Origin of the sequence: Scandinavium sp., from assembly GCF_032012665.1 — a bacterium.
Classification (GTDB): Bacteria; Pseudomonadota; Gammaproteobacteria; order Enterobacterales; family Enterobacteriaceae; genus Scandinavium.
In genome coordinates, this window is sequence record NZ_DALZVG010000027.1 from 42,500 (window position 1) to 64,312 (window position 21,813).

At 56.0% G+C, this 21,813-nt stretch carries 15 protein-coding genes and 1 riboswitch; of the genes, 11 read left to right on the forward strand and 4 right to left on the reverse strand.

Going from position 1 to position 21,813, the window contains the following annotated elements; genetic code table 11:
* Positions 1 to 2 precede the first annotated feature (2 nt).
* The 3 genes from RTU33_RS18385 to katG all read left to right on the forward strand — a co-directional run bounded on the left by RTU33_RS18385 (position 3) and on the right by katG (position 6,010).
* A complete protein-coding gene (locus RTU33_RS18385; RefSeq protein ID WP_312629269.1) occupies positions 3 to 2,435 on the forward strand; it encodes a bifunctional aspartate kinase/homoserine dehydrogenase II in 2,433 nt (810 codons plus the stop codon).
* A 222-nt stretch (positions 2,436 to 2,657) separates the two neighbouring features.
* Positions 2,658 to 3,545 (forward strand): methylenetetrahydrofolate reductase, encoded by an 888-nt coding sequence (metF, locus tag RTU33_RS18390; RefSeq protein WP_312629270.1) that lies wholly within the window; start codon positions 2,658 to 2,660, stop codon positions 3,543 to 3,545.
* Positions 3,546 to 3,829: 284 nt separating this feature from the next.
* On the forward strand, positions 3,830 to 6,010 hold the full coding sequence (gene katG / locus RTU33_RS18395) for a catalase/peroxidase HPI (protein ID WP_312629271.1): 2,181 nt from the start codon (positions 3,830 to 3,832) through the stop codon (positions 6,008 to 6,010).
* A 134-nt stretch (positions 6,011 to 6,144) separates the two neighbouring features.
* Here the strand turns inward: katG and ppc are convergent, their stop codons facing one another.
* Both ppc and argE read right to left on the reverse strand, forming a co-directional pair.
* Positions 6,145 to 8,796: a phosphoenolpyruvate carboxylase gene (gene ppc / locus RTU33_RS18400; protein WP_312629272.1), complete on the reverse strand. Its 2,652-nt coding sequence runs from the start codon at positions 8,794 to 8,796 to the stop codon at positions 6,145 to 6,147.
* A 339-nt stretch (positions 8,797 to 9,135) separates the two neighbouring features.
* Positions 9,136 to 10,287 carry an acetylornithine deacetylase gene (gene argE / locus RTU33_RS18405; RefSeq protein WP_312629273.1) on the reverse strand — a complete coding sequence of 384 codons (1,152 nt, stop codon included), beginning with the start codon at positions 10,285 to 10,287 and terminating at the stop codon, positions 9,136 to 9,138.
* Positions 10,288 to 10,375: 88 nt separating this feature from the next.
* On the opposite strand from argE, the gene argC reads away from it, so the two are divergent.
* The 4 genes from argC (at position 10,376) to oxyR (ending at position 14,893) form a co-directional block, all read left to right on the forward strand.
* The gene (gene argC / locus RTU33_RS18410; RefSeq protein WP_312629274.1) at positions 10,376 to 11,380 is read left to right on the forward strand and encodes an N-acetyl-gamma-glutamyl-phosphate reductase; all 1,005 of its coding nucleotides are present in this window, start codon (positions 10,376 to 10,378) and stop codon (positions 11,378 to 11,380) included.
* Positions 11,381 to 11,390: 10 nt separating this feature from the next.
* Positions 11,391 to 12,167 carry an acetylglutamate kinase gene (gene argB / locus RTU33_RS18415; RefSeq protein WP_312629275.1) on the forward strand — a complete coding sequence of 259 codons (777 nt, stop codon included), beginning with the start codon at positions 11,391 to 11,393 and terminating at the stop codon, positions 12,165 to 12,167.
* Positions 12,168 to 12,272: 105 nt separating this feature from the next.
* Positions 12,273 to 13,646, forward strand: a complete 1,374-nt coding sequence (argH, locus tag RTU33_RS18420) for an argininosuccinate lyase (RefSeq protein ID WP_312629276.1) — start codon at positions 12,273 to 12,275, stop codon at positions 13,644 to 13,646.
* Between the two features lie 329 nt (positions 13,647 to 13,975).
* Positions 13,976 to 14,893, forward strand: a complete 918-nt coding sequence (gene oxyR / locus RTU33_RS18425) for a DNA-binding transcriptional regulator OxyR (RefSeq protein WP_312629277.1) — start codon at positions 13,976 to 13,978, stop codon at positions 14,891 to 14,893.
* On the opposite strand, the gene sthA is transcribed toward oxyR, so the two are convergent.
* A complete protein-coding gene (gene sthA, locus RTU33_RS18430) occupies positions 14,876 to 16,276 on the reverse strand; it encodes a Si-specific NAD(P)(+) transhydrogenase (protein WP_312629278.1) in 1,401 nt (466 codons plus the stop codon). The two genes, oxyR and sthA, sit on opposite strands and share 18 nt — an antisense overlap.
* Before the next feature lie 197 nt (positions 16,277 to 16,473).
* On the opposite strand from sthA, the gene fabR reads away from it, so the two are divergent.
* Both fabR and RTU33_RS18440 read left to right on the forward strand, forming a co-directional pair.
* Complete coding sequence (gene fabR, locus RTU33_RS18435) at positions 16,474 to 17,112, forward strand: HTH-type transcriptional repressor FabR (protein WP_312629279.1); 639 nt, start codon at positions 16,474 to 16,476, stop codon at positions 17,110 to 17,112.
* A gap of 10 nt (positions 17,113 to 17,122) precedes the next feature.
* Positions 17,123 to 17,482, forward strand: coding sequence for a YijD family membrane protein (locus RTU33_RS18440; protein ID WP_312629280.1), 360 nt, complete (start codon positions 17,123 to 17,125; stop codon positions 17,480 to 17,482).
* A gap of 77 nt (positions 17,483 to 17,559) precedes the next feature.
* Here RTU33_RS18440 and trmA read toward each other — a convergent pair whose 3' ends face one another.
* Positions 17,560 to 18,660: a tRNA (uridine(54)-C5)-methyltransferase TrmA gene (gene trmA / locus RTU33_RS18445; protein WP_312629282.1), complete on the reverse strand. Its 1,101-nt coding sequence runs from the start codon at positions 18,658 to 18,660 to the stop codon at positions 17,560 to 17,562.
* A 115-nt stretch (positions 18,661 to 18,775) separates the two neighbouring features.
* A riboswitch (cobalamin riboswitch) is annotated at positions 18,776 to 18,971 on the forward strand.
* Positions 18,972 to 19,036: 65 nt separating this feature from the next.
* On the opposite strand from trmA, the gene btuB reads away from it, so the two are divergent.
* Both btuB and murI read left to right on the forward strand, forming a co-directional pair.
* The gene (btuB, locus tag RTU33_RS18450) at positions 19,037 to 20,896 is read left to right on the forward strand and encodes a TonB-dependent vitamin B12 receptor BtuB (RefSeq protein WP_312629284.1); all 1,860 of its coding nucleotides are present in this window, start codon (positions 19,037 to 19,039) and stop codon (positions 20,894 to 20,896) included.
* Complete coding sequence (gene murI / locus RTU33_RS18455) at positions 20,841 to 21,692, forward strand: glutamate racemase (RefSeq protein WP_312629285.1); 852 nt, start codon at positions 20,841 to 20,843, stop codon at positions 21,690 to 21,692. Before btuB ends, murI begins: the two co-directional genes overlap by 56 nt.
* The last annotated feature ends 121 nt before the right edge of the window (positions 21,693 to 21,813 follow it).

Here is a 21,813-nt window from a genome sequence, read left to right on the forward strand (position 1 = left end):
ACATGAGTGTGATAGCGCAGGCAGGGGCGAAGGGTCGTCAACTGCACAAGTTTGGTGGCAGTAGTCTGGCGGATGTGAAATGTTACCTGCGCGTGGCAGGCATTATGGCTGAACACTCGCAGCCTGATGACATGATGGTCGTCTCCGCCGCTGGCAGCACCACCAACCAGTTGATCAACTGGCTGAAGCTCAGCCAGACGGATCGCCTTTCTGCGCATCAGGTTCAGCAGTCGCTGCGCCGTTATCAGATTGAGTTGATGACTGGCCTGCTGCCTGCCGACGTGGCCGACGGCATGATTGCGGAGTTCATCCACGATCTTGAACGTCTGGCCGTACTCCTCGACGGCGGCGTGAATGACGCCGTGTACGCCGAAGTGGTGGGCCACGGTGAAGTGTGGTCTGCGCGTTTAATGTCCGCCGTGCTGCAACAGCAGGGCCTGGACGCGGCCTGGCTCGATGCCCGTTCATTTTTACGCGCCGAGCGTGCCGCTCAGCCTCAGGTTGATGAAGGCCTTTCTTTCCCGTTGCTCCAGCAGCTGTTGGCACAGCACCCGAATAAACGTCTGGTGGTGACCGGGTTTATTAGCCGCAATAACGCGGGCGAAACCGTACTGCTGGGCCGCAACGGTTCCGACTACTCCGCCACACAGATTGGCGCGCTGGCCGGCGTTTCCCGCGTCACCATCTGGAGCGACGTCGCCGGGGTTTACAGCGCCGACCCGCGTAAAGTCAAAGATGCGTGCCTGCTTCCTCTGCTGCGTCTTGATGAAGCGAGTGAACTGGCGCGTCTGGCTGCGCCGGTACTGCATGCCCGCACGCTGCAACCCGTTTCCGGCAGCGACATCGATCTGCAACTTCGCTGTAGCTACACCCCCGATCAGGGTTCCACCCGCATCGAACGCGTGCTGGCTTCCGGCACCGGGGCCCGTATCGTTACCAGCCATGACGACGTTTGCCTGATTGAGTTCCAGGTGCCTGCCAGCCAGGACTTTAAGCTTGCGCAGAAAGAGATCGACCTGATTCTTAAACGTTCGCAGGTGCGCCCGTTGGCCGTCGGCGTGCATACCGACCGCCACCTGCTGCAATTCTGCTACACCGCCGAAGTCGCCGACAGCGCCCTGAAATTGCTGGATGAGGCGGGCCTGCCGGGCGAACTGCGCCTGCGTCAGGGTCTGGCGCTTATCGCAATGGTCGGGGCGGGCGTCACCCGTAATCCGCTGCACTGCCACCGTTTCTGGCAGCAGCTGAAAGGCCAGCCGGTCGAGTTTACCTGGCAGTCGGAAGAGGGCATCAGCCTGGTGGCAGTGCTGCGCACTGGCCCAACGGAGAGCCTGATTCAGGGCCTGCATCAGTCGCTCTTCCGTGCGGAAAAACGCATCGGCCTGATACTGTTCGGCAAAGGTAACATCGGTTCTCGTTGGCTGGAGCTGTTTTCCCGTGAGCAAAGTACGCTCTCAGCGCGCACCGGGTTTGAATTTGTGCTGGCAGGCGTGGTGGACAGCAGCCGCAGCCTGCTCAACTACGAAGGGCTCGACGCCAGCCGCGCGCTCGCCTTCTTTAACGATGAAGCGGTTGAGCAGGATGAAGAGTCGCTTTTCCTGTGGATGCGTGCGCATCCATACGATGACCTGGTGGTGCTTGATGTCACCGCAAGCGCTCAGCTCGCCGATCAGTATCTGGATTTTGCCAGCCACGGTTTCCACGTGATCAGCGCCAATAAGCTGGCGGGCGCGAGCACCAGCGATAAGTATCGCCAGATTCACGATGCGTTTGAGAAAACCGGACGCCACTGGCTGTATAACGCCACCGTCGGCGCGGGCCTGCCGGTAAACCATACCGTTCGTGATCTGCGTGAAAGCGGTGATTCCATCCTCGCCATCAGCGGTATTTTCTCCGGAACCCTCTCCTGGCTGTTCCTGCAATTTGACGGCACGGTACCGTTTACGGAGCTGGTGGATCAGGCGTGGCAGCAAGGGCTGACCGAGCCCGATCCGCGCGTGGATCTGTCCGGTAAAGACGTGATGCGCAAGCTGGTGATCCTCGCCCGTGAAGCGGGTTATGACATCGAGCCCGATCAGGTACGCGTGGAGTCTCTGGTGCCATCGCACTGCGAAGAGGGGTCTATCGATCACTTCTTTGAGAACGGCGATGAGCTGAATGAGCAGATGATTCAGCGCCTGGAGGCGGCACAGGAAATGGGACTGGTGCTGCGCTATGTGGCTCGCTTCGACGCCAACGGTAAAGCGCGTGTTGGCGTGGAGGCTGTGCGTCAGGAACACCCGCTGGCGGCGCTGCTGCCTTGTGATAACGTTTTTGCCATCGAAAGCCGCTGGTATCGTGATAACCCGCTGGTGATTCGCGGTCCGGGTGCGGGTCGTGACGTCACTGCCGGGGCGATTCAGTCGGACATTAACCGTCTGGCGCAGCTGCTGTAGCCTCTTCTGCGCCTGCATTCAGGGCAGGCCCGGCAAGCTTTCGCCGCCGGGCACTGCCTCTGCCTTATGAATAATTTTCACCTTCCCTGAACAAACCTCACTCCTTGTGCGTTATTTTTAGTTGACTGCCCGTCGCTTTTCAGTCATTTTTGACTTCTGGACGTCTAAACGTATAGATGCTCATAACATAATAAACAACACAGAAGATTGAAGAGGTAAGGTATGAGCTTTTTTCACGCCAACCAGCGGGAAGCCCTGAATCAGAGCCTGGCCGAAGTACAGGGCCAGATTAATGTTTCCTTCGAGTTTTTTCCGCCGCGCACCAGTGAAATGGAGCAGACCTTATGGGCTTCTATCGATCGACTGAGCAGCCTGAAGCCGAAATTTGTGTCCGTCACCTACGGGGCAAACTCCGGCGAGCGTGACCGCACTCACAGCATCATTAAAGGTATCAAGGAGAGAACCGGGCTGGAAGCCGCCCCACATCTGACCTGTATTGACGCTTCCCGCGACGAGCTGCGCGCCATTGCCCAGGATTACTGGAATAACGGCATCCGCCATATCGTCGCTTTGCGCGGCGACCTGCCGCCGGGCAGCGGAAAGCCGGATATGTACGCGGCGGATTTGGTCGGCCTGCTGAAAGAAGTCGGTGACTTCGATATTTCCGTCGCCGCTTATCCGGAAGTACACCCGGAGGCGAAAAGCGCACAGGCGGACCTGCTGAACCTGAAGCGCAAAGTCGATGCTGGCGCAAGCCGCGCGATTACCCAGTTCTTCTTTGACGTTGAAAGCTACCTGCGTTTTCGCGACCGCTGCGCGTCAACCGGCATCGACGTGGAAATCATTCCCGGTATTCTGCCGGTGTCGAACTTCAAACAGGCGAAGAAATTTGCTGATATGACCAACGTACGCATCCCGACATGGATGGCGAAAATGTTTGAAGGGCTGGACGACGATGCCGAAACCCGCAAGCTGGTGGGCGCGAACATCGCTATGGACATGGTGAAAATCCTCAGTCGCGAAGGCGTCAAGGACTTCCATTTCTACACGTTGAACCGTGCTGAAATGAGCTACGCTATCTGCCATACGCTGGGCGTGCGCCCGGCGTAACGATAAGGCCCTCTCCCGAGGGCCTTATTTTTTGTGCCTCTCTTTTCCCGCCTTAGCTTTCGCTTAAATTACGAAGAAATGCTGACAGATCATTGACCTGTTTACCTTGCATAATCCAGGGTTATTGTCGAAAGTTTACGGACGCGTCGACATTTCTATGAAGAACTTTTGTTATCGTGTGGATGGCCAGAAGGAAACAACTATCAAATCTGTAGATTTTATCATCTATAACTAATCTGCAGAGCTGTATATCCTGGTATGAAAACACTGAAGGGAGCAGGAAGATGAGCAATAACGAAAACGATCATAACGCAGCATCCGCAGGAAAATGCCCGTTTCATCAGGGCGGTCATGATGAAAGCGCAGGAGCCGGAACCAGCAGCCGTGACTGGTGGCCGAAACAGCTTCGGGTCGATCTCCTCAATCAGCACTCCAGCCGCTCGAATCCACTGGGCGAAGATTTTGATTACCGTAAAGAATTCAGCAAACTGGACTACTCCGCCCTGAAAGGCGATCTCAAAGCGCTGTTAACCGACTCTCAACCCTGGTGGCCAGCCGACTGGGGTAACTATGCAGGCCTGTTTATCCGTATGGCGTGGCACGGTGCAGGAACCTACCGCTCCGTTGATGGCCGTGGCGGTGCTGGTCGCGGCCAGCAGCGCTTTGCGCCGCTCAACTCCTGGCCGGATAACGTCAGTCTCGACAAGGCCCGCCGTCTGCTGTGGCCAATCAAACAAAAATACGGTCAGAAAATCTCCTGGGCTGACCTGTTCATCCTGGCCGGTAACGTGGCGCTGGAAAACTCCGGCTTCCGTACTTTCGGCTTTGGTGCCGGACGTGAAGACGTCTGGGAACCGGATATGGACGTGAACTGGGGTGATGAAACCACCTGGCTGAAGCACCGTGATCCGGAAGAACTGGCGAAACGCCCGCTTGCGGCCACCGAGATGGGCCTGATTTACGTTAACCCGGAAGGGCCAAACGCCAGCGGTGAACCGCTCTCTGCGGCATCCGCCATTCGCGCTACCTTTGGCAACATGGGCATGAACGACGAAGAGACCGTTGCGTTGATCGCCGGTGGTCACACCCTGGGTAAAACCCACGGTGCCGGGTCGGCCACAAATGTGGGTGCCGATCCGGAAGCTGCGCCGATTGAATCCCAGGGCCTGGGCTGGGCCAGCACGCACGGCAGCGGCGTTGGCGCAGATGCCATTACCTCCGGTCTGGAAGTGGTCTGGACGCAGACCCCAACCCAATGGAGCAACTACTTCTTCGAAAACCTGTACAAATACGAGTGGGTGCAGACCCGCAGTCCGGCCGGGGCTATCCAGTTTGAAGCGGTCGATGCGCCAGAAATCATTCCCGATCCGTTCGACCCATCGAAAAAACGTAAGCCAACCATGCTGGTTACTGACCTGACGCTGCGTTTCGATCCGGATTTCGACAAAATTTCCCGTCGCTTCCTCAACGATCCACAAGCGTTTAACGAAGCCTTTGCCCGTGCGTGGTTCAAACTGACCCACCGTGATATGGGGCCAAAAGCGCGTTACATCGGCCCGGAAGTGCCGAAAGAAGATCTGATTTGGCAGGATCCGCTGCCGAAAGCGACCCACAGCCCGACGCCTGCGGATATCGACAAACTGAAGGCAGAGATTGCCCATGCGGGTCTTTCCGTCAGCGAACTGGTTTCCGTCGCCTGGGCCTCTGCTTCCACCTTCCGTGGCGGCGATAAGCGCGGTGGCGCGAACGGTGCACGTCTGGCGCTGGCCCCTCAGCGCGACTGGGACGTCAACGCCGTGGCGGCTAAAGCGCTGCCTGCGCTGGAAGCTATCCAGAAAGCGTCTGGTAAAGCATCACTGGCAGATATTATCGTACTGGCGGGCGTTGTCGGCATTGAGCAGGCTGCAGAAGCCGCTGGCGTTAGCGTGCGGGTGCCGTTTATTCCAGGACGTGTGGATGCAAGTCAGGATCAGACCGACGTTGAAATGTTCAACCTGATGAAGCCGGTCGCCGATGGCTTCCGTAACTACCGCGCTCGTGTGGATGCGGCAACCACGGAATCTCTGCTGATTGATAAAGCGCAGCAGCTGACGCTGACCGCGCCGGAACTGACCGTGCTGGTGGGGGGTCTGCGCGTGTTGGGCGCTAACTTCGATGGTAGCAAAGCGGGCGTATTCACCGACCGTCCTGGCGTCCTCAGCAACGACTTCTTCGTTAATCTGCTGGATATGCGCAACGAATGGAAAGCGACAGACGAGTCTGCTGAGCTGTTCGAGGGTCGCTGCCGTCAGAGCGGTGAAGTGAAGTACACCGCAACCCGTGCAGACCTGGTGTTTGGTTCCAACGCTGTCCTGCGCGCGCTGGCGGAAGTGTACGCCTGCGGTGATGCCAAAGAGAAGTTCGTCAAAGACTTCGTCGCGGCATGGGTGAAAGTGATGAACCTGGATCGCTTCGACCTGCAGTAATTCTGCGTTTAGTATAAAAAATCCCCGCTTTCGAGCGGGGATTTTTGTTTTAGCTACCCGGTGGTACTGCATTTGCCGGGCCTGCGAGGTTTCGCAGGTCGGGTAAGCAAAGCGCCACCCGACATTTCCGGCCATCAACCTGTATTACGCATACCTGCTGCCACGCCCGCGATGGTGACCATCAGGGCTTGCTCAACGCGTGGGTCCGGCTCTTTGCCTTGCTCTTCCGCCAGACGTGAACGGTGAAGCAGTTCGGCCTGAAGCACGTTCAGCGGGTCGGTGTAGATGTTACGCAGCTGGATAGACTCGGCAATCCACGGTAAATCTGCCATCAGGTGTGAATCGTTGGCGATATCCAGAACCACCTTGATGTCCGCTTCCAGCAGCTGGCGCAGCTCGGCACCTAATGGCCACAGCTCTTTCTTCACCAGGCGCTGATCGTAGTATTCCGCCAGCCACAGGTCGGCTTTGGCGAACACCATCTCCAGCATGCCCAGGCGGGTAGAGAAGAATGGCCAGTCGCGGCACATGACTTCCAGTTCGCTCTGCTTGCCGTCTTCCACCACTTTTTGCAGCGCGGCGCCGGCACCGAGCCAGGCTGGCAGCATCAGGCGGTTCTGCGTCCAGGCGAAAATCCACGGAATAGCGCGCAGCGATTCCACGCCGCCGGTCGGACGGCGCTTCGCCGGGCGTGAACCCAGCGGCAGTTTACCCAGCTCCTGCTCCGGCGTGGCGGAACGGAAGTACGGCACGAAATCTTTGTTTTCACGCACGTAGCCACGGTACATCTCACAGGAGATGTCGGACAGTTTGGCCATGATATGACGCCATTCCGGCTTCGGTTCCGGCGGCGGCAGCAGGTTGGCTTCCAGAATGGCGCTGGTATAGAGCGACAGGCTACTGATGGTCACTTCAGGCAGGCCGTACTTGAAGCGGATCATCTCGCCCTGCTCGGTCACGCGCAGGCCGCCTTTCAGGCTACCCGGCGGCTGAGAGAGCAGTGCCGCGTGTGCAGGCGCACCACCACGACCAATGGAGCCGCCGCGTCCGTGGAACAGCGTCAGCTCAATACCTGCTTTTTCACAGGTTTTGATCAGCGCGTCCTGAGCCTGATACTGTGCCCAGGAGGCGGCCATCACGCCCGCGTCTTTTGCGGAGTCGGAATAGCCAATCATCACCATCTGCTTGCCGGAGATGAAGCCACGATACCAGTCGATGTTCAGCAGCTGCGTCATGACGTCGTTGGCGTTATTGAGGTCATCGAGGGTTTCAAACAGCGGCGCGACCGGCAGCGCAAAGCCGATACCCGCTTCTTTCAGCAGCAGGTGCACGGCCAGCACGTCGGAAGGCGTTTTCGCCATCGAAATTACGTACGCGGCGACAGAGCCTTTCGGCGCTTCGGCAATGACTTTGCAGGTGTCGAGCACTTCGCGAGTTTCTTCGCTTGGCTCCCACTGGCGCGGCAGCAGCGGACGCTTGGAGTTCAGCTCGCGGATCAGGAACGCCTGTTTGTCGGCTTCGGACCAGCTTTCGTAGTCGCCGATGCCGAGATAGCGGGTCAGTTCGCCCAGCGCTTCGGTATGGCGGGTGCTTTCCTGACGCACGTCGATACGCACCAGCGGTACGCCAAAACACTTCACGCGACGCAGGGTGTCGAGCAGCTCGCCGTTGGCGATAATACCCATGCCGCAGGCCTGAAGAGATTTGTAGCAGGCGTAAAGCGGTTCCCAAAGTTGTTCATTCTGGGTCAGCAGGCCCGCCGGTTTTGGCAGTTTCTCGCCTTTCAGACGCGCTTCGAGCCAGGCCTGAGTCGCCATCAGCTGGCTGCGGATAGTTTTCAGCAGGTAGCGATACGGTTCTGCGGCGCCCGCTTCACCCACGTATTCACGCAGCTCATCGGTGCAGTCGACCATCGAGAGTTCAGAGATAAGTAGTTGAATATCTTTCAGGAACAGATCGGTGGCCTTCCAGCGACCGAGCAGCAGTACGGTCCGTGTGATATCGGCGGTCACATTCGGGTTACCGTCACGGTCGCCGCCCATCCAGGAGGTGAAACGGACAGGCACGAAGTCAACCGGCAGCTGATAGCCAAGGTTTTCTTCCAGCTGTTCGTTGAGCTCGCGCAGGTAATCTGGCACGCCTTCCCAGAGGCTGTTTTCGACCACCGCAAAGCCCCATTTGGCTTCATCGACCGGGCTTGGGCGATGCTTACGGATTTCATCAGTGTGCCAGGACTGCGCAATCAGCTGGCGCAGACGGCGCATCAGGCTGTGGCGCTCATAGTCGGCAATATCTTTATTATCCAGCTGCTTAAGGCAGCTATTCACTTCGCCCATTTTGTGGATCAGCGTCCGGCGGGTGATTTCCGTCGGATGGGCAGTCAGCACCAGCTCCAGCGACAGCGCCTCGACGGCTTTTTTAATGGTCGCTTCGTTCAGGTTCGGCTGATCTTTGAGTTTACGCAGAGTGCGGGCAATGACTTCCGGGTTGCTGGCCGCTTCGCCGTTGGGCGAAATGCTGTGGTATTGCTCGGCGGTATTCGCCAGATTCAGAAACTGACTGAAGGCGCGGGCGACCGGCAGCAGCTCGTCGTTGGAGAGATTTTGCAACGTGGTGAGCAGCTCCTGGCGGTTGGCTTCATTGCCCGCACGGGAGGATTTTGACAACTTACGAATGGTTTCAACGCGATCAAGAATGTTTTCGCCAAGGGCATCCTTGATGGTTTCCCCTAACACCTTACCGAGCATACTGACATTACTACGCAAAGCGGAATATTGTTCGTTCATTACCCCAGACACCCCATCTCATTTATGTATGTCCCTGGATTTTGCACAGCCGCAACGGCACCGCGTGCGGTGAGTCAAAATCGTTCGGACAAAGGTATTCAGTTTTTTCTCGTGTTCACTTTATAAAGCCACGTAAAAACCCCTACGTCAATTGCTGCGAAATCGGTTCAGCAAACGAATAAATGCCGACAATTTGCGAAATTTAATTGCGAGAGAGCGAGATAAGCGCTGCTTATGGAAATGTGAGGAGAATCACTAACCTGGGCGGCACTGCGTTTCTCCGGCCTGTATTTGAACGTAGGCCCGGTAAGCGTTGCGCCGCCGGGCGTTTCCGTTAAATCAGTGCCAACAAAAATGATGCACAACCTGAGTAATCAGCTCGCGCGTAGGTTTGATAAACCGGGTTTCGAGATACTCATCCGGCTGGTGCGCCTGATTAATTGAGCCCGGACCGAGCACCAGCGTTGGGCACAGCGTCTGAATGTACGGTGCTTCGGTGCAGTAGTTCACCACTTCGGTTTGCGTGCCGAGCAGTTTTTCCACGACCTGTACCAGCTGGTGATCCGGCGGGCAGGCGTAGCCTGGGATTGGGGGATGCAGTTCTGAAACCGTCAGGCGGCCCGGCCATTTTTCACTGACCGGGGCCAGGGCATCGTTTAACAACCCTTCAAGATCGTCGAGCGTCATGCCCGGCAGCGGACGAATGTCCATATGCAATTCGCAGCAGGCACAAATTCGGTTGGACGCGTCACCGCCGTGGATTGCCCCAAGGTTTAGCGTCGGGTAAGGCACGGCAAAAGCATCATAGTGATAGCGTTCTTTCAGCGAGTCGCGCAACTGCATAATTCTGCCAATCGCATCGTGCATCAGTTCGATGGCGTTCACGCCGCGGTCCGGATCGCTGGAGTGACCCGACTGACCGAGCACGCGAATGGCGCTGGAAATGTGGCCTTTGTGAGCGCGAACCGGCTGCAGGGAGGTTGGCTCACCAATGATGGCGCAGTCCGGACGCAGAGTTGTTGATTCTGAGAAATAGCGTGCGCCCGCCATGCTGGTCTCTTCATCGGCGGTGGCCAGAATGTAGAGCGGCTTTTTCAGCTGCGTCACGTCGACGTCGCGCAGGGCGTCGAGAATAAAGGCGAAGAAGCCTTTCATGTCGGCAGTGCCCAGGCCGTAAAGCTTGTTGTCGTGCTCGGTCAGGGTGAAGGGATCCCGCGTCCAGCGGCCGTCGTCGAATGGTACGGTATCGGTGTGGCCCGTTAACAGCAGCCCGCCTGCGCCTTCACCGGTGCTGGCAAGCATATTGAATTTATGGCGGGTTCCGGGAACGGGCTGAATCTCTACCTTAAAGCCCAGCGTGGAAAACCACTCGGCCAGAAGATTGATTAAACCTTCATTGCTCTGGTCGAGGGATTCTTCGGTGGCGCTGATGGACGGTGTGGCGATCAATGCGCGGTAAATCTCGATAAATGGCGGTAAATTGTTTTTCATTGTTGACACACCTCAGGTCGTGATAGTATCAATATTCATGCAATATTTGTGAATAAAAATACATTATCGTTGAGCATAAAGGAACCCGATGTTGAATACGCTGATAGTAGGCGCAAGCGGTTATGCTGGCGCTGAGCTGGTGAACTACGTAAATCGTCATCCGCATATGAACATAACCGCTTTGACGGTCTCAGCGCAAAGCAATGATGCCGGTAAGCTAATCTCCGATCTGCATCCTCAACTGAAAGGCATTGTCGATTTGCCGCTACAGCCGATGTCCGACATCCGTGATTTCAGCGCGGGCGTAGACGTGGTGTTCCTCGCTACGGCGCATGAAGTGAGTCACGATTTGGCTCCACAGTTCCTGGACGCTGGCTGCGTAGTATTCGATCTTTCCGGTGCGTTTCGCGTCAATGATGCTGATTTTTATCAGAAATACTATGGCTTCACCCATCAATATCCGGCGCTGCTTGAGCAAGCCGTTTACGGCCTGGCGGAGTGGTGCGGCGACAAAATTAAAGAAACGAACCTGATTGCGGTGCCGGGCTGTTATCCAACGGCGGCGCAGCTTTCCCTGAAGCCGCTGATCGACGCCGGGCTGTTAGATCTTTCCCAATGGCCGGTGATCAACGCCACCAGTGGCGTCAGCGGAGCAGGGCGCAAAGCGGCGATTTCCAATAGCTTCTGCGAAGTCAGCCTGCAGCCTTACGGCGTGTTCAACCACCGCCATCATCCTGAAATTACCACTCACTTAGGTGCTGAGGTGATTTTTACTCCGCATCTGGGTAACTTTAAGCGCGGTATTCTGGAAACCATTACCTGTCGGCTGAAGCCGGGCGTGACCCGCGAACAGGTGGCGGAAACCTTCGCTCAGGCGTATGCCGCTAAACCTTTGGTTCGTCTGTACAACAACGGTGTTCCGGCGCTGAAAAATGTCGTCGGCCTGCCGTTCTGCGATATCGGCTTTGCCGTTCAGGGCGAGCACCTGATCGTGGTCGCTGCAGAGGATAACCTGCTGAAAGGCGCAGCTGCTCAGGCGATGCAGTGCGCCAACATTCGTTTCGGCTTTGCTGAAACCCAGTCTCTTCTTTAATGGATACGTGATGATGAATCCTTTGATTATCAAACTCGGTGGTGTGCTGCTGGACAGTGAAGAAGCGCTGGAGCGGCTGTTCAGCGCGCTGGTAAATTACCGGGCGGAGCACAAGCGCCCGCTGGTGATTGTTCACGGTGGCGGCTGCGTGGTGGATGAACTGATGAAAGGGCTCAATCTGCCGGTGAAAAAGAAGAACGGACTGCGCGTCACGCCTGCGGATCAGATTGATATCATCACCGGTGCGCTGGCAGGCACAGCGAACAAAACGTTGCTGGCGTGGGCGAAGAAGCACCATATCGCCTCCGTTGGCCTGTATCTTGGCGATGGCGACAGCGTAAAGGTCACGCAGCTGGATGAAGAGCTGGGCCACGTTGGGCTGGCGAAACCGGGTTCGCCAAAGCTGATTAATACGCTGCTGGAAGGTGGTTTCCTGCCCGTGGTGAGCTCCATTGGCGTGACGGAAGAAGGTCAGCTGATGAACGTTAACGCCGACCAGGCCGCGACGGCGCTGGCGGCAACGCTCGGTGCCGATCTGATCCTGCTTTCTGACGTAAGCGGAATTCTGGACGGTAAAGGCCAGCGCATTGCGGAAATGACTGCGGCGAAGGCGGAGCAGCTGATTGACCAGGGTATTATCACCGACGGCATGATCGTTAAAGTGAATGCTGCGCTGGATGCGGCCCGCACGCTGGGTCGCCCGGTGGATATCGCCTCCTGGCGTCACGCTGAGCAGCTGCCGTCGCTTTTCAACGGCGCGCCAATCGGCACGCGGATTCTGGCTTAATTTTTTTATTGCCCGGCGGCGCTGCGCTTGCCGGGCCTGCAATAGCGTAGGCCGGATGAGCGTAGCGCCATCCGGCAGAAATAAACGAATTTAAGGATGCATGTTATGGCACTTTGGGGCGGGCGTTTTACTCAGGCAGCGGATCAACGGTTCAAACTGTTCAACGACTCTTTGCGCTTTGACTATCGCCTGGCGGAGCAGGACATCGTTGGCTCTGTGGCCTGGTCTAAAGCGCTGGTGACGGTTAACGTGTTGACGGCCGCCGAACAACAGCAGCTTGAAGAGGCGCTCAACGTGCTGCTGGAGGAAGTTCGTACCAATCCACAGCAAATTCTTGAGAGCGATGCCGAAGATATTCACAGCTGGGTAGAAGGCAAGCTCATCGACAAAGTGGGTCAGTTGGGAAAAAAGCTGCATACCGGGCGTAGCCGTAACGACCAGGTTGCCACCGATCTGAAGCTGTGGTGCAAAGACACAATTACTGAACTGCTGAGCGCCAGCCGTCAGCTGCAACAGGCGCTGGTGGAAACGGCGAAGAATAATCAGGATGCGGTAATGCCGGGCTACACGCATTTGCAGCGCGCACAGCCGGTGACGTTTGCGCACTGGTGCCTGGCGTATGTTGAAATGCTGGCCCGTGACGAAAGCCGTTTACAGGATACGTTAAGACGTCTGGACGTAAGCCCGCTCGGCTGCGGCGCGCTGGCAGGCACGGCGTATGAAATCGACCGTGAGCAGCTGGCAGGCTGGCTGGGTTTTGCCTCGGCTACCCGCAATAGCCTCGACAGCGTCTCCGATCGCGATCACGTGCTGGAACTGCTGTCGAATGCGTCCATCGGCATGGTGCATCTGTCGCGCTTTGCGGAAGACCTTATCTTCTTTAACTCTGGCGAAGCGGGCTTCGTGGAGCTTTCCGATCGCGTAACCTCCGGTTCATCCCTGATGCCACAGAAGAAAAACCCGGATGCGCTGGAGCTCATTCGTGGTAAGTGTGGCCGCGTGCAGGGCGCGCTGACGGGCATGATGATGACCCTGAAAGGCCTGCCGCTGGCGTACAACAAAGATATGCAGGAAGACAAAGAAGGGCTGTTCGATGCACTCGACACCTGGCTGGACTGCCTGCATATGGGCGCGCTGGTGCTGGACGGCATTCAGGTAAAACGCCCGCGCTGCCAGGAAGCCGCGCAGCAAGGGTATGCTAACTCAACGGAGCTGGCGGATTATCTGGTTGCGAAAGGTGTACCGTTCCGCGAAGCGCACCATATCGTTGGTGAAGCTGTGGTGGAAGCCATTCGTCAGGGCAAACCGCTGGAAGAGTTGCCGCTGTCAGACCTGCAAAAATTCAGTGCGGTAATTGGTGAAGATGTTTATCCGGTTCTGTCGCTGCAGTCTTGTCTGGATAAGCGTGCTGCAAAAGGTGGCGTGTCACCGAAACAGATTGCGCAGGCAATTGCTGACGCTAAGGCGCGATTGAATTAAGCTCGCTATGGTCTGGTGTCCTCACCCCAGCCCTCTCCCACGGAAAGAGGGAGCAAACACTAAAAAAGGCAACTCAAGTTGCCTTTTTGCTTTTATCTGGACCAGGCTTTTTTACGCAAAAAAAAGCGGACCACGGGGTCCGCAAAGTTCACGTTGGCTTTCGTTATTTGTATCAGAGAGAAACTCTGAACGAGTCGGTGGCTTCAAGGGTTAAATGAGGTACCGCCTCGTTTATGTGGGTTATTATTGACCAGAGAGCTTGATAGGGATAATCGTTCGTTGCTATGCTATCTATCGCCATGAACTATCGTGGCGATGGAGGATGAAGAATGAATATTCGTGATCTTGAATACCTGGTGGCGCTTGCCGAGCATCGTCATTTTCGCCGCGCGGCGGATTCCTGCCACGTCAGCCAGCCCACGCTGAGCGGACAGATCCGCAAGCTGGAAGATGAGCTTGGCGTGATGCTGCTGGAGCGTACCAGCCGCAAGGTGCTGTTCACCCAGGCCGGTTTGCTGCTGGTGGATCAGGCGCGTACGGTGCTGCGCGAGGTAAAAGTGCTCAAGGAGATGGCGAGCCAACAGGGCGAAACGATGTCCGGTCCGCTGCATATCGGCCTGATCCCGACCGTGGGGCCTTATCTGCTCCCGCAGATTATCCCAATGCTGCATCAGACGTTCCCGAAGCTGGAAATGTATCTGCATGAAGCGCAAACGCATCAGCTGCTGGCACAGCTCGACAGCGGCAAGCTCGACTGCGCCATTCTCGCGCTGGTTAAAGAGAGTGAAGCCTTTATTGAGGTTCCGCTGTTTGACGAGCCAATGATGCTGGCGATTTATGAGGACCATCCGTGGGCCAACCGCGACGTGGTACCGATGTCCGACCTGGCCGGTGAAAAGTTGCTGATGCTGGAGGACGGGCACTGTCTGCGCGATCAGGCGATGGGCTTCTGTTTTGAGGCGGGCGCGGACGAAGATACACACTTCCGTGCAACCAGCCTGGAAACGCTGCGCAATATGGTGGCCGCAGGCAGCGGAATTACGCTGTTACCGGCGCTCTCCGTGCCGTCTGAACGTAAACGTGATGGCGTGATTTATCTGCCGTGCATTAAGCCGGAGCCGCGTCGTACGGTAGGATTGGTGTATCGTCCGGGTTCACCGCTGCGCAGCCGCTATGAGCAGCTGGCAGAGGCCATCCGCACGCAGATGGATGGCCATTTCGATAAGTCGTTAAAAAAGGCGGTTTAAGCCATTCAGCGCCGCTACCCGATAGGCTTCCGCCATCGTCGGGTAGTTAAAGGTGGTGTTAACGAAGTACTCGATGGTGTTGCCACCGCCTTTTTGCTCCATTATCGCCTGGCCGATGTGAATAATTTCGGCCGCGCGCTCACCAAAGCAGTGAATCCCCAGAATCTCCCTGGTCTCCCGATGGAACAGGATTTTCAGAGTGCCTACGTTCATACCGACGATTTGCGCACGCGCCAGGTGCTTAAACTGCGCCCGACCCACTTCGTAAGGCACTTTCATCGCCGTCAGCTGCTGCTCGGTTTTGCCGACGGAGCTGATTTCCGGAATGGTGTAAATGCCCGTAGGGATATCCTCAATCAGATGCGCGGTGGCTTCACCTTTCACCACTGCCTGTGCCGCAATTCGGCCCTGATCGTAAGCCGCTGAAGCCAGGCTTGGATAACCAATCACGTCGCCAACGGCATAGATGTGCGGGATGGCTGTCTGATACATGCTGTTCACTTTCAGCTGACCGCGGCTGTCGGTTTGCAGGCCGATGTTCTCCAGCGCCAGCGAGTCGGTGTTCCCGGTGCGTCCGTTAGCATAGAGCAGGCAGTCGGCTTTCAGCTTCTTGCCGGACTTCAGGTGCATGATCACCCCGTCGTCCATGCCTTCGATTTTCTCGTACTCTTCGTTGTGGCGAATCACTACGCCGCTGTTCCAGAAGTGGTACGAGAGGGAATCTGACATCTCCTGATCGAGGAAGGCCAGCAGGCGATCGCGGGTGTTGATCAGATCGACTTTGACCTCCATTCCGCGGAAGATCGACGCATATTCGCAGCCGATAACCCCGGCACCGTAAATGATCACGTGGCGTGGCTCATGATGCAGGCTGAGGATTGAGTCGCTGTCATAAACGCGTGGATGCGTGAAATCGACATCGTCCGGGCGGTACGGGCGCGAGCCGCAGGCAATCACGAATTTTTCGGCAGTGAGCGTTTCGACGGAGCCGTCGTGGCACTCCAGCGCGATAGTGTGCTCATCAATAAAGTGCGCATTGCCTTGCAAAATTTCGCAGTGGTTACGCTCGTAGAATCCCTGACGCATCCGCGTTTGCTGATTAATTACGCTGTCGGCATGGTTGAGGATGTCGGCAAAGGAAGAACGAAGAAGTCGGGAGTGATCGCTGTAGAGAGGGTTCTGGTTAAATTCAATAATACGGCTGACGGCATGGCGAAGCGCTTTTGACGGGATGGTGCCCCAGTGGGTGCAGCCGCCGCCGACGTTGTGGTAGCGCTCAATAACGGCGACTCGGGCGCCGAGTTTCACCAGCCCCATTGCGGCACCTTCGCCGCCCGGGCCAGAACCAATTACTATTGCATCATAATCGTAGGTGTGTGGCATGGTAAGGCTTACCTGTTCTTATACATAAAAGCAACAGAATAGTAACATTATCGGTGGGATAACCCAATTATCGTTGTGCTTTTTTACGGCGTTAAAGCACAAACCGCCCGTAAACATTCATTCACAAAGCACCTGAAACAGATTAGTTTTAATCTCTGGTATAGTGCCAGCAAGGCAGATGGAAGGATTCAGACATCGTGATGGGCGTCAGAGCACAACAAAAAGAAAAAACCCGGCGTTCGCTGGTGGAAGCCGCATTCAGCCAGCTGAGCGCGGAGCGCAGTTTTGCCAGCCTCAGCCTGCGTGAAGTGGCGCGCGAGGCCGGCATTGCGCCGACGTCTTTCTATCGTCACTTTCGCGATGTGGATGAGCTGGGCTTAACCATGGTCGATGAAAGCGGGCTGATGCTGCGTCAGCTGATGCGCCAGGCGCGCCAGCGAATCGCCAAAGGCGGCAGCGTGATCCGCACTTCCGTGTCGACCTTTATGGAGTTCATCGGTAATAACCCCAACGCATTTCGTTTATTACTCCGCGAACGTTCCGGCACGTCGGCGGCGTTTCGCGCCGCCGTCGCGCGCGAAATTCAGCACTTCATTGCGGAACTTGCGGACTATCTGGAAATCGAAAACCACATGCCGCGCGCCTTTACCGAAGCGCAGGCGGAAGCGATGGTGACCATTGTGTTCAGTGCGGGCGCGGAAGCGCTGGATATCAGCCCTGAACAGCGTCGGCAATTAGAAGAGCGACTGGTGCTGCAGCTGCGGATGATCTCCAAAGGTGCATATTACTGGTATCGCCGCGAACAAGAGAAAACGACACACATTTCCGAAGAGTGAAGGACGAGCAATGAAACAGACAGGTCAAGACAGAGGTACGTTGTTGCTGGCGCTGGTGGCTGGCTTATCCATTAACGGGACATGTGCAGCGCTTTTCAGCTCGATTGTGCCCTTTTCAATATTCCCTTTGATTGCGCTGGTGCTGACGGTGTACTGCCTGCATCAACGCTACCAGAACCGTACGATGCCGGTGGGTTTACCTGGCCTTGCCGCGGCCTGTTTCATTCTTGGCGTACTGGTCTACAGCACCGTGGTACGTGCGGAGTACCCGGATATTGGCTCTAATTTCTTCCCGGCGGTACTGTCAGTGCTGATGGTGTTCTGGATTGGCTTGCGGATGCGTAATCGTAAGGCTGAAGCCGCAGAATAAGCTGTATTTTGTTGTTTTGTAGGCCTGGTCCGGCATTTAGGGCAGGTGGCGCGGTGCTTACCTGCCCTAAAAAAACATTATTTCTTCGTCAGCCAGACGCCGCATTCCATGTGATGGGTGTACGGGAACTGATCGAACAGCGCCAGGCGCTCAACTTTGTGAGTCTGACCTAACGTTTCCAGGTTTCTGCACAGCGTTTCCGGGTTACAGGAAATGTACAAAATGCGCGGATAGGCCTGCACCATCTTCTCGGTTTCACTGTCCAGCCCGCTGCGCGGCGGATCGACAAAAATTGTCTCGCACTGATAGCCCTTCAGATCGATTCCCTGCAGGCGATTAAATTCCCGCACGCCGTTCATCGCCTGAGTAAACTCCTCCGCCGACATCCGAACGATCTGCACGTTATCAATGTGGTTTGCCGCGATGTTGTATTGCGCGGCGGCAACGGATGGCTTGGCGATTTCGGTTGCCAGTACGCGATCGAAGTTACGCGCCAGCGCTAAAGAAAAGTTACCGTTGCCACAGTACAGCTCCAGCAGGTCGCCCTTTGATCCCTGAGTGGCGTTCAGCGCCCATTCCAGCATCTGCACGTTCATCGCCGCGTTAGGCTGGGTGAAGCTGTTTTCAACCTGGCGGTAAATCATCTCACGGCCGGCCACGGGGAGGCGCTCGTCAATAAAGTCCTGGTCCAGCGCGATTTTGGTTTTCGTCGCCCGGCCAATCAGGTGGACGTTCAGGTTGGCTGCACGCAGCGCATCGCGCAAAGCCGTGGCGGCTGTCTGCCATTCCTCATCGAGCTTTTTATGGTACAGCAGCGACACAATGGCCTGGTTGCTGACGGTCGTCAGGTAATCAATCTGGAACAGCTTGTGGCGCAGCGTTTTCTCTGCCTTTACCCCCTCCAGCACGGCTTTCATCAGGGCATTAATCAGCTCGCTGGCGGCCGGAAAGGTATCAACGCGAATACGCAGCTTCGTTTCCTGATCGAAAATGATGTGGTACAGATCGTCGCCGTCGTGCCACATACGGAATTCGGCACGCATGCGGTAGTGGCTGACGGGTGAGCGGAACACCTCCGGAACCGGTGCATTGTGCGGCGCCATCATGCTTTGCAGGCGGACGACTTTCTCCGCCAGTTGGGCCTCGTACTGTTCTGTCGGCAGGTGTTCAGGGGTCATGGTGCTTCCTGTAAGAGAGAAATAACGCGGCGATTGTAGGGAATGCTCACAGGATGTCCAGCCTTCGATGGCCTGGCCGCGGTGAATAGCAGTCTGGACATCTGCATGTTTCTGAATGTAGCATCCTGTTTCCGGTCCTGTGAGTTAAAAGGGAATCCAGTGCAAATCTGGAGCTGACGCGCAGCGGTAGAGTAAGGCGAAATGAGAGCGTAAGCAGACACTGCCCATTGGCGGGAAGTCATCATTTCTTCACCCCGAATCCTTTCGGGGGCCTTCCAGCCCGAAGACCTGCCGGAGTACGTCGCAACGGATCCTCATGCTCGCGAATAGCCATGAGGCCAGCGGCATCCTTCTTATTTACTGGATGCTTTTAACAATGATTAAAAAAGCTTCGCTGCTGACGGCGCTCTCCGTCACAGCTTTTTCTGGCTGGGCGCAGGATGGCAGCTCAGACACGATGGTCGTCACGGCAAATCGATTTCAACAGCCTCTCAATACGGTGCTGGCGCCTACCTCGGTTGTCACTCGTGAAGATATCCAACGCTGGCAGGCGCAAAGCGTCACGGAAGTTATGTCACGTCTTCCTGGGGTTGATATTGCGCAAAGCGGTGGAATGGGGGCGACTTCGTCGACTTTTATCCGTGGTACGGAATCTCGCCATGTGCTGGTACTGATTGATGGCATCCCTCTGAATAATGCAGGCATCAGCAACGTCCCGGATCTCAGCCAAATCCCCGTTTCGTTGGTACAACGTATTGAATATATTCGTGGCCCGCGCTCGGCACTCTATGGTTCGGATGCTATTGGCGGAGTGATCAACATTATTACTGGCCGTGATAAGCCTGGTGGTGAGATTTCTGCGGGCTTCGGCTCCCATAGTTATCAAAGTTATGATGGTTCTTTCCAGCAGACCTACGATAAAACTCAGGTTACGCTGGGCGGCAACTACACCTATACCCGCGGGTTTGATATTGATGCGCAAGATGCATCGCGTCAGCCTGACCGGGATGGATTTATGAGTAAATCGCTATTCGGCTCCGTAGAACAGCAGATCACTGACAACCTGAGCGGCTTCGTTCGTGGCTTTGGCTACGATAACCGTACGGCGTATGACGGTTACGATCACTATGATGCCAACTTTATGGTTGATGGCCGACCAGATACCCGTCAGCTTTACAGCCAGAACTGGGATACGGGTTTGCGCTATAGCCAGGGCATTTATCAGTCGCAACTTGTGGCGGGCTATGGCCGCAGCAAAGATCAGAACTATGACCCGAGCAAAGGCCGTTACGCTTCCTCCGCGACGACAGATGACGTCAAGCAGTACACCGCACAGTGGCTGAACACCTTTACCGTAGGTCACGGTAATATCGGCGCGGGTGTGGACTGGCAGAAACAGAAAACCCAGGCAGGTACGGGCTATCTGGATGAAGGCTACGAGCAGCACAACACCGGCGTATTCCTTTCGGCGACTCAGCTGCTTTTTGACAGCGTGACGCTGGAAGCCGCTGCCCGTAATGATGATAACTCCAATTTCGGTAACCACAGCACCTGGCAGACCAGTGCGGCCTGGGAGTTTGTTGATGGTTACCGGATTATCGGTTCTTACGGTACGGCTTATAAAGCGCCAACCATGAGTCAAATCCATAGCGCTGCATACGGCAACCCGGACCTCAAGCCGGAAGAGAGCAAGCAATGGGAAGGTGGTTTCGAAGGTCTCACTGGCCCGGTCAACTGGCGTGTAACGGGATACCGGAACGATATTGACAACCTGATTGACAGCGATCCGCATACCTATCGCTATTACAATATCGGTGAAGCTCGTATCAAAGGTATTGAAGCGACGGCGCAGTTTGATACGGGGCCGTTAGGGCATCAAATTTCCTATGACTATGTCGATCCGCGAAATGCCAAAACAAATGAAGTACTGGCACGTCGTTCTAAGCAGCAGGTGAAGTATCAGCTTGACTGGCAGGTATGGGATCTCGACTGGAATGTGGCGTACCGCTATCTGGGCACGCGTTATGATGTCGCAATCGATCCGAATACCTACAGTTCAGAGCGTGTTCAGATGGGCGGTGTGAGCTTGTGGGATCTCGCCGTTTCATATCCGGTCACCTCTCACCTGACAGTTCGTGGTAAAATCGCCAACCTGTTCGATAAAGATTACGAGACAGTTTATGGCTACGAAACTGCAGGACGGGAATACACCTTGTCTGGCAGCTACACCTTCTGATCCACGTCCCACCGTCCTGGTGTTTGATTCCGGGGTCGGTGGGTTGTCGGTTTATAATGAGATTCGGCATCTGTTGCCGGATCTGCATTACATCTACGCCTTCGATAACGTTGCCTTCCCTTACGGTGAAAAGAGTGAAGCGTTTATCGTTGAGCGCGTGCTGGAAATCGTCACGGCGGTGCAGGCGCGTTACCCTCTTGCTCTGGCAGTGATTGCCTGTAATACCGCCAGCACCGTTTCCCTCCCCGCCTTACGCGAGAAGTTTGCATTCCCGGTTGTGGGTGTAGTGCCCGCGATAAAACCCGCAGCTCGCCTGACGGCGAATGGTATCGTTGGTTTGCTGGCAACGCGCGGGACGGTAAAACGCCCTTATACGCGTGAGCTGATCGAGCGTTTTGCCAATGAGTGCCAGATTGAAATGCTGGGCTCGGCGGAGTTGGTGGTACTGGCGGAAGCAAAGCTGCACGGCGAACCTGTTTCTCTGGAAGAACTGCGCCGAATTCTGCGTCCGTGGTTGAGAATGCCCGAGCCGCCGGACACGGTGGTATTAGGATGTACGCATTTTCCTCTTTTACAGGAGGAACTGCTTGCCGTTCTGCCGGAAGGCACGAGGCTGGTAGATTCCGGTGCGGCTATTGCCCGGCGTACGGCCTGGTTGCTCGAACATGAATCGCCAGATGCGAAATCATCAGAAGAGAATGTGGCGTTCTGCATGGCGCTGACGCCGGAAACTGAGCAGCTTTTACCCGTTTTGCAGCGTTATGGCTTCGAAAGGCTTGAAAAACTGGGTGATTAGCAGGCATTTGAGTAAAAAAGAGACGGTTGAAAAGTTTTTTTCAAACAGGGCTTGTCAACGTCTCAGAACTCCCTATAATGCGCCTCCACTGACACGGAACAACGGCAAACAAGCCGCCGGG

Excerpts from the sequence above, each read along its gene's own strand:
- RTU33_RS18385 (WP_312629269.1), top strand. The coding sequence starts at position 3 with ATGAGTGTGATAGCGCAGGCAGGGGCGAAGGGTCGTCAACTGCACAAG.
- metF (WP_312629270.1), top strand. The coding sequence starts at position 2,658 with ATGAGCTTTTTTCACGCCAACCAGCGGGAAGCCCTGAATCAGAGCCTG.
- katG (WP_312629271.1), top strand. The coding sequence starts at position 3,830 with ATGAGCAATAACGAAAACGATCATAACGCAGCATCCGCAGGAAAATGC.
- ppc (WP_312629272.1), bottom strand. The coding sequence starts at position 8,796 with ATGAACGAACAATATTCCGCTTTGCGTAGTAATGTCAGTATGCTCGGT.
- argE (WP_312629273.1), bottom strand. The coding sequence starts at position 10,287 with ATGAAAAACAATTTACCGCCATTTATCGAGATTTACCGCGCATTGATC.
- argC (WP_312629274.1), top strand. The coding sequence starts at position 10,376 with ATGTTGAATACGCTGATAGTAGGCGCAAGCGGTTATGCTGGCGCTGAG.
- argB (WP_312629275.1), top strand. The coding sequence starts at position 11,391 with ATGATGAATCCTTTGATTATCAAACTCGGTGGTGTGCTGCTGGACAGT.
- argH (WP_312629276.1), top strand. The coding sequence starts at position 12,273 with ATGGCACTTTGGGGCGGGCGTTTTACTCAGGCAGCGGATCAACGGTTC.
- oxyR (WP_312629277.1), top strand. The coding sequence starts at position 13,976 with ATGAATATTCGTGATCTTGAATACCTGGTGGCGCTTGCCGAGCATCGT.
- sthA (WP_312629278.1), bottom strand. The coding sequence starts at position 16,276 with ATGCCACACACCTACGATTATGATGCAATAGTAATTGGTTCTGGCCCG.
- RTU33_RS18440 (WP_312629280.1), top strand. The coding sequence starts at position 17,123 with ATGAAACAGACAGGTCAAGACAGAGGTACGTTGTTGCTGGCGCTGGTG.
- trmA (WP_312629282.1), bottom strand. The coding sequence starts at position 18,660 with ATGACCCCTGAACACCTGCCGACAGAACAGTACGAGGCCCAACTGGCG.
- btuB (WP_312629284.1), top strand. The coding sequence starts at position 19,037 with ATGATTAAAAAAGCTTCGCTGCTGACGGCGCTCTCCGTCACAGCTTTT.
- murI (WP_312629285.1), top strand. The coding sequence starts at position 20,841 with ATGGCTACGAAACTGCAGGACGGGAATACACCTTGTCTGGCAGCTACA.